This is a genomic window from Pseudomonas corni (genome assembly GCF_057128765.1).
In genome coordinates this window covers 110,620-117,014 of record NZ_JBSKHW010000012.1, presented here as the reverse complement: position 1 = coordinate 117,014, position 6,395 = coordinate 110,620, and the positions used below count along the sequence as shown (strand labels likewise).

Genomic DNA, 6,395 nt, shown 5'->3' with positions numbered 1-6,395 from the left:
GTAGGAGCGAACTTGTTCGCGAGGCAGTACGACAGACACACCGCATCGGCCGCCTCGCCAACAAGTTGGCTCCTACAGAATATGCGTGGAGCGGCTGGATCTATCTGTAGGAGCGAACTTGTTCGCGAGGCAGTACGACAGACACACCGCATCGGCCGCCTCGCCAACAAGTTGGCTCCTACAGAACATGCGTGGAGCGGCTAGATCTATCTGTAGGAGCGAACTTGTTCGCGAGGCATTACGACAGACACACCACATCGGCCGCCTCGCCAACAAGTTGGCTCCTACAGAACATGCGTGGAGCGGCACGATTTATCTGTAGGAGCGAACTTGTTCGCGAGGCATTACGACGGACACTCCCCTCCGGCCGCCTCGCCAACAAGTTGGCTCCTACAGGATATGCGTGGAGCGGCTAGATCTATCTGTAGGAGCGAACTTGTTCGCGAGGCATTACGACAGACACACCCCTCCGGCCGCCTCGCCAACAAGTTGGCTCCTACAGAATGTGTGTAATCCAGGAGATGTTCAGCGCAGCGCTTTTTCGATTGCTGTGATCACGGCCGGGTCATCCGGCGCGGTGCGCGGCGAGAATCGGGCGAGGACTCGACCGTCCTGACCCACAAGGAATTTTTCGAAGTTCCAGGTGATGTCACCAGGGAACTCGGCGCCTTCACCAGCCAGCAGTCGGTAAAGCGAGTGGCGATGAGGGCCGTTTACTTCGAGCTTGTCGCCCAGCGGGAAGGTCACGCCGTAGTTCAGCGAACAGAATGTCTGGATCTCTTCCTGAGTACCCGGCTCTTGTCCCGCGAATTGATTACAAGGCAGGCCCAATACGCTGAATCCTTTGTCCTTGTACTTTTGATAGAGGTTCTCGAGCGCAGCGTATTGCGGCGTGAGGCCACACTTGGACGCTACGTTGACCACCAGAACCACTTTGCCTTTGAGCGGCGCGAGAGGCAGTTCCTGGCCATCCAGAGCTTTTAATTTCAGGTCGTGAAATATACTCATGACGAACTCCCCTGCTCACCATACAAAAAAACCATCGACCGAAAAAGGCGCCCTGTCGGACCCAAAAACGAAAAGCGTTTTCGCGAATCCTTCGAGGACGCCTGGCCAGCTATCTCAGCTTAGCAGCACAAATCAGTGGTGATGGCCGCCTTCGCCGTGCACGTGACCGTGCGCGATTTCTTCCTGGCTGGCATCACGAATATCAACGATCTTGACGTCGAAGTGCAGACGCTGACCGGCCAGCGGGTGGTTACCGTCGACAGTCACGTCGTCGCCGTCCAGGTCGCGGATGGTCACGATTTGCATCTGGCCATCAGGGGCAGACGCATGAAACTGCATGCCAACTTCCAGCTCGTCGACACCTTCGAACATGCTGCGGCTCAGGGTGCTGACCAGTTCGGCGGAATACTCGCCGTATGCATCTTCAGGCTCGATGGCGACTTTGAGCTCATCACCGACATTCTTGCCATCCAGTGCCTTTTCCAGACCAGGGATGATGTTACCTGCGCCTTGCAGGTACACCAGCGGCGCGCCGCCGGCAGAACTGTCGATGACCTCACCAGCGTCATTGGTCAGGGTATAGTCAATGGAGACAGCCTTGTTGGCGGCGATCGGCATGGGGCAAGACCTTTTGCTTAAGAGTTAAGAACGAGCAAGTTTAACCAAGCCATCGCGTGAAAGCGAACGCAACTCAGACGGACGGCCCCGATTGGAAAACTCCCCGCCGCAGAGCGCAGGCTCAACGATCCTCGGCTTTCATCAGGATGACCAGGACCACTGGATCGTCGAGCTGTCCTGCGGGCACACCCAGCACGTGCGCCACTCCCCGCCTTGGCAATCACGCGAATGGGTGCTCGACCCCGTTACCCGCCAGGAAAAAATAGGTCAGCGCTTTCACTGTGGCTGGTGTGCGCGCGCCGCAGATAACGATAACCTTGTGCCCCGTTGAGACGCTGCGACTGAACAGCGTCCTGTTTTCTCTGGTCGACTCACTGGCAATAGCCGCCCCGACCCTTGCACTGCTCAATTCGAGAAGCCCGCATGCAGACTTTTTTTATCGCGCCCACCGATTTTGGTGTGGGCTTGACCTCTATCAGCCTGGGGCTGGTCCGTACGCTTGAGCGAGCCGGACTCAAAGTCGGCTTCTTCAAACCCATTGCCCAGCCACATCCGGGCGATACGGGGCCCGAGCGCTCCACTGAACTGGTCGCCCGCACCCACGGCCTGAAACCGCCCAAGCCACTGGCATTGGCGCATGTCGAGCGGATGCTCGGCGACGGCCAGCTGGACGAACTGCTCGAAGAAATCATCAATCTGTATCAAGAGGCCGCGGTCGGCAAAGACGTGCTGATCGTTGAAGGCATGGTCCCGACTCGCAGCGCCAGCTATGCAGCGCGGGTCAATCTTCACTTGGCCAAGAGCCTGGACGCCGACGTGATTCTGGTGTCTGCGCCGGAAAACGAAGTGCTCACCGAGCTCTCAGGCCGCGTCGAGTTGCAGGCGCAGATGTTTGGTGGTCCCAAGGACCCGAAAGTCCTGGGCGTGATCCTCAACAAAGTACGCACCGACGAGACGATGGAAGCATTCGCGGCACGCCTCAAGGAGCACTCCCCGTTGTTACGCAGCGGCGACTTTCGCCTGTTGGGCTGCATTCCTTTCCAGGCCGACCTCAACGCGCCGCGCACCCGCGATGTGGCGGAGCTGCTCGGCGCGCAGGTCATCAACGCCGGTGATTACGAACAGCGGCGCATGTCGAAAATCATCATCTGCGCGCGAACGGTGCTCAACACCCTGCAACTGCTCAAGCCTGGCGTGCTGGTCGTAACGCCGGGCGATCGCGACGACATCATCCTGGCCGTCAGCCTAGCGACCATGAACGGCGTGCCATTGGCTGGCCTGCTGCTGACCAGCGACACCCTGCCCGATCCGCGCATCATGGACCTGTGCCGCGGCGCGTTGCAGGCCGGATTGCCGATACTGTCGGTGAGCACCGGTTCATACGAAACCGCCACGTTACTCAACCAGCTGAACAAAGAAATCCCCATCGATGATCGCGAGCGCGCCGAGATCATCACCGATTTCGTCGCCAGTCATCTGGACGCCAACTGGTTGCATCAGCGCTGCGGCACTCCGCGCGAGCTGCGTCTTTCGCCCGCCGTGTTTCGCTATCAGTTGATTCAGCGCGCGCAAGCGGCGAACAAACGCATTGTGCTGCCCGAAGGCGCTGAACCGTTGACCGTTCAAGCCGCCGCGATTTGCCAGGCGCGGGGCATCGCGCGATGTGTGTTGCTGGCCAAACCCGAAGACGTGCTGGCAGTGGCACGCGCGCAAGGCATCGAGCTGCCGCCGGGGCTGGAGATTCTTGATCCGGACACGATTCGCGAGCGCTATGTAGCGCCAATGGTGGAACTGCGCAAAAGCAAGAGCCTCAACGCGCCAATGGCCGAACAGCAGCTGGAAGACCCGGTGGTGATCGGCACCATGATGCTGGCGCTCGATGAAGTCGACGGGCTGGTGTCCGGGCTGATTCACTCCACGGCCAATACCATCCGTCCTGCTCTGCAACTGATCAAGACCGCACCGGGCTGCACGCTAGTGTCGTCGGTGTTTTTCATGCTGTTCCCCGAGCAAGTGCTGGTCTACGGCGACTGCATCATGAACCCGCACCCGACGGCTAGCGAACTCGCGGAAATCGCCGTGCAGAGCGCCGACTCCGCGGTGGCCTTCGGCCTCTCGCCGCGGGTGGCGATGATCAGCTATTCCAGCGGTAATTCAGCCAGCGGTGAGGAAGTGGAAAAGGTGCGTGAAGCCACGCAACTGGCAAGGGAAACCAAGCGCGATCTGCTGATCGACGGGCCGCTGCAATACGACGCCGCTGCCAACGAAAACGTCGCCCGGCAACTGGCGCCCGACAGCCTGGTGGCGGGCCGCGCCAACGTCTTTGTGTTCCCCGATCTCAATACGGGCAACACGACGTACAAAGCGGTTCAGCGCAGTGCGGACTGCGTAAGCCTGGGCCCGATGCTGCAAGGCCTGCGCAAGCCGGTGAACGATCTGCCGCGCGGCGCTCAGGTGGATGACATCGTCTACACCATCGCCCTGACGGCCATCCAGGCAGCAAACCTTGTCTGACACATTCGTCCCACACAATAACGCCGCCGGGACTACACCGGCGGCATCGGTCTTTCCTGGAGCCTGACCCACTATGGATTTTCTGCCTGCCCCTTTGCGCGGCGTCATCGCCTCGCTGCTGTTGGCAATCAACACCATCGTCTGCTGCACGCCGTTGTTCATCGTCGCCATCTTCAAGTTATGCCTGCCCTTCCCTGCCGCGCAGAAGTTTACCGACTGGCTCATGAGCCACATCCACGAAGCCTGGATCAGCAACAACAAGGCGTGGATGAATCTGATGGATCACGCCAAATGGCATGTGACCGGGCTTGAGGGGCTGGACTATCAGCACTCCTATCTGGTGACCAGCAACCACCAGAGCTGGGTCGACATCATGGTGTTGCAGTACATCCTCAACCGCAAAATCCGCCCGCTGAAGTTCTTCCTCAAGCAGGAATTGATCTGGGTGCCGGTGATCGGGCTGGCGTGGTGGGCGCTGGGTTTCCCGTTCATGAAGCGCTACAGCAAGGCCTATCTGGCCAAACACCCGGAAAAGAAAGGCAAGGACCTGCAAACCACCCGCCGCATCTGCGCGAAGTTTCGCAACAACCCGGTAGGGATTTTCAACTTCGTCGAAGGCACGCGCTTCACGCCGGGCAAACACGCCCAACAGCAGTCACCGTTCAAGTACCTGCTCAAGCCTAAAGCGGGCGGGATTGCGTTCGTGCTGGATGCCATGGGCGAGCAGCTGGAATCCATCGTCAACGTGACGATTCACTATCCCGGTGGGCACACGGGTTATTGGGATTTGCTGTGCGGCAACGTCAATGAAGTGGTCGCGCATTTTGAAGAGATCAAGATCCCGCCGCAGTTCATCGGCAAGAGTTACGACCAGAACGGTGAATACCGGCTGGAGTTTCAGCAGTGGATCAACCGGCTGTGGGAGGAGAAGGACGCGTTGCTCGGCAAAATGCATGAGCAGCATCGATAGGATATCTGCGCCTCACCCGTGGGAGCGGACCTGTCCGCGAATAGGGCAGTACATTCGCCACATTTGTAGCGGTTCAGGCATTGCATTCGCGGACAGGTCCGCTCCCACGGAAAATCACCCGGCATTAAAGTGCGAAAGCCCCGAATCTAAGTTCGGGGCTTTTTGATTTGAAGCGGTGCAATTACTGCTGTTGCTGATATTCCTGACCCGGAATCGGCTTCAGGTTGACTTCAACGCGGCGGTTCTGCGCACGGCCGTTAACGTCGGCATTGCTGGCAACCGGCTGATCAGGCCCTGCGCCGCGCACTGACAGGTGGGAGCCGTCGACACCCTGAGACGTCAGGTAAGTCGCCACGCTCTGCGCACGTTGCTGCGACAAGTCCATGTTGTGCTGACGGCTGCCGGTGCTGTCGGTGTAGCCGACGATCTCGATCACGTTCTGGTTATATTGCTTGAGCGAACCGGCGAGGTTGTTCAGCGGAGAATAGAAACTGCTGGCAATTGCAGAAGAATCGGTAGCGAAGGTGATGTTGCCCGGCATGACCAGTTTGATCACATCGCCCTGACGCTGCACTTCAACACCGGTGTTGGCCATGCTCGCGCGCAACGCGGCTTCTTGCTTGTCAGCGTAATAACCATAACCGGCAGCGCCCGCGCCAATAACAGCAGCGCCGATCAACGCGCCTTTGCCACGGTTATTGTGGTCGATGGCGGCACCTGCAACCGCACCGGCCAAGGCACCCAGGCCGCCGTATTTAGCCGTTTTGCTGACGCCGCCGGAATTCTGGGCTTGCCCTTGGTTGTCGTACGGATTGGACGGCGTCGCGCAACCGGAAAGCATCGCGATGGCCGTAGCGGCAAGGATCAAACGGCGGGAATTCAACATGAAGGCAGCTCCTGATTTTTGCTTTGTGCGGCACAATTTTTCTTGCGCGGCCCACGCGCGAGCGCGGCCATGTGCGCCGTTAGAGCACGACATTAGGGGAAAATTCCTTAACGCCACCTGAACAGCAGGTGCGCGCTGACGAAAGGGGTCATCGCAATCAACGCAGTCGCATCTCCCCTGCGCGGAGCGCGCATCAACGGCGTCGCAGTCCGCTTCTGCGCGGAGCGCTTATCAACGAAGTTGCACCCCGCTTCTGCACAGAGCGCGTATCAACGGAATTGCAAATCGCCTCTGCGCGGAGCGCGTAGGAGTCTGGCTTGCGGACGATGGGCTGCGAAGCGGCCCCAAAACCTGCCATCTCGGTTTCACCTGACCGACCGCATGCACAGGTTTTGCTGC

The 6,395-nt window shown here is 59.2% G+C and carries 5 protein-coding genes and 1 pseudogene; 3 read left to right on the top strand and 3 right to left on the bottom strand.

The genetic code is table 11. The annotated features are described in order from the left end of the window. Nucleotides 1–525: 525 nt before the first annotated feature. The gene (locus tag ACWKV9_RS18850; protein WP_483837645.1) at nucleotides 526–1,008 is read right to left on the bottom strand and encodes a glutathione peroxidase; all 483 of its coding nucleotides are present in this window, start codon (nucleotides 1,006–1,008) and stop codon (nucleotides 526–528) included. A 132-nt stretch (nucleotides 1,009–1,140) separates the two neighbouring features. Continuing rightward, nucleotides 1,141–1,626, bottom strand: a complete 486-nt coding sequence (locus ACWKV9_RS18845; protein ID WP_483837644.1) for an FKBP-type peptidyl-prolyl cis-trans isomerase — start codon at nucleotides 1,624–1,626, stop codon at nucleotides 1,141–1,143. Here ACWKV9_RS18845 and ACWKV9_RS18840 point away from each other — a divergent pair. The 3 genes and pseudogenes from ACWKV9_RS18840 to ACWKV9_RS18830 all read left to right on the top strand — a co-directional run bounded on the left by ACWKV9_RS18840 (nucleotide 1,595) and on the right by ACWKV9_RS18830 (nucleotide 5,110). Next, nucleotides 1,595–1,957, top strand: a pseudogene (locus ACWKV9_RS18840) (DUF3565 domain-containing protein). The gene ACWKV9_RS18845 and the pseudogene ACWKV9_RS18840 overlap by 32 nt on opposite strands. Before the next feature lie 92 nt (nucleotides 1,958–2,049). Continuing rightward, nucleotides 2,050–4,140 (top strand): phosphate acetyltransferase, encoded by a 2,091-nt coding sequence (gene pta / locus ACWKV9_RS18835; protein ID WP_483837643.1) that lies wholly within the window; start codon nucleotides 2,050–2,052, stop codon nucleotides 4,138–4,140. A 73-nt stretch (nucleotides 4,141–4,213) separates the two neighbouring features. Then, nucleotides 4,214–5,110 (top strand): 1-acylglycerol-3-phosphate O-acyltransferase, YihG family, encoded by an 897-nt coding sequence (locus tag ACWKV9_RS18830; protein WP_483837642.1) that lies wholly within the window; start codon nucleotides 4,214–4,216, stop codon nucleotides 5,108–5,110. Nucleotides 5,111–5,291: 181 nt separating this feature from the next. Here ACWKV9_RS18830 and ACWKV9_RS18825 read toward each other — a convergent pair whose 3' ends face one another. Continuing rightward, nucleotides 5,292–5,996: a YiaD family glycine zipper/OmpA-like lipoprotein gene (locus tag ACWKV9_RS18825; protein WP_483837641.1), complete on the bottom strand. Its 705-nt coding sequence runs from the start codon at nucleotides 5,994–5,996 to the stop codon at nucleotides 5,292–5,294. Nucleotides 5,997–6,395 lie beyond the last annotated feature (399 nt).

Coding starts and splice junctions, on each gene's coding strand:
- ACWKV9_RS18845 (WP_483837644.1), bottom strand. CDS start 1,626: ATGCCGATCGCCGCCAACAAGGCTGTCTCCATTGACTATACCCTGACC.
- ACWKV9_RS18830 (WP_483837642.1), top strand. CDS start 4,214: ATGGATTTTCTGCCTGCCCCTTTGCGCGGCGTCATCGCCTCGCTGCTG.
- ACWKV9_RS18850 (WP_483837645.1), bottom strand. CDS start 1,008: ATGAGTATATTTCACGACCTGAAATTAAAAGCTCTGGATGGCCAGGAA.
- ACWKV9_RS18825 (WP_483837641.1), bottom strand. CDS start 5,996: ATGTTGAATTCCCGCCGTTTGATCCTTGCCGCTACGGCCATCGCGATG.
- pta (WP_483837643.1), top strand. CDS start 2,050: ATGCAGACTTTTTTTATCGCGCCCACCGATTTTGGTGTGGGCTTGACC.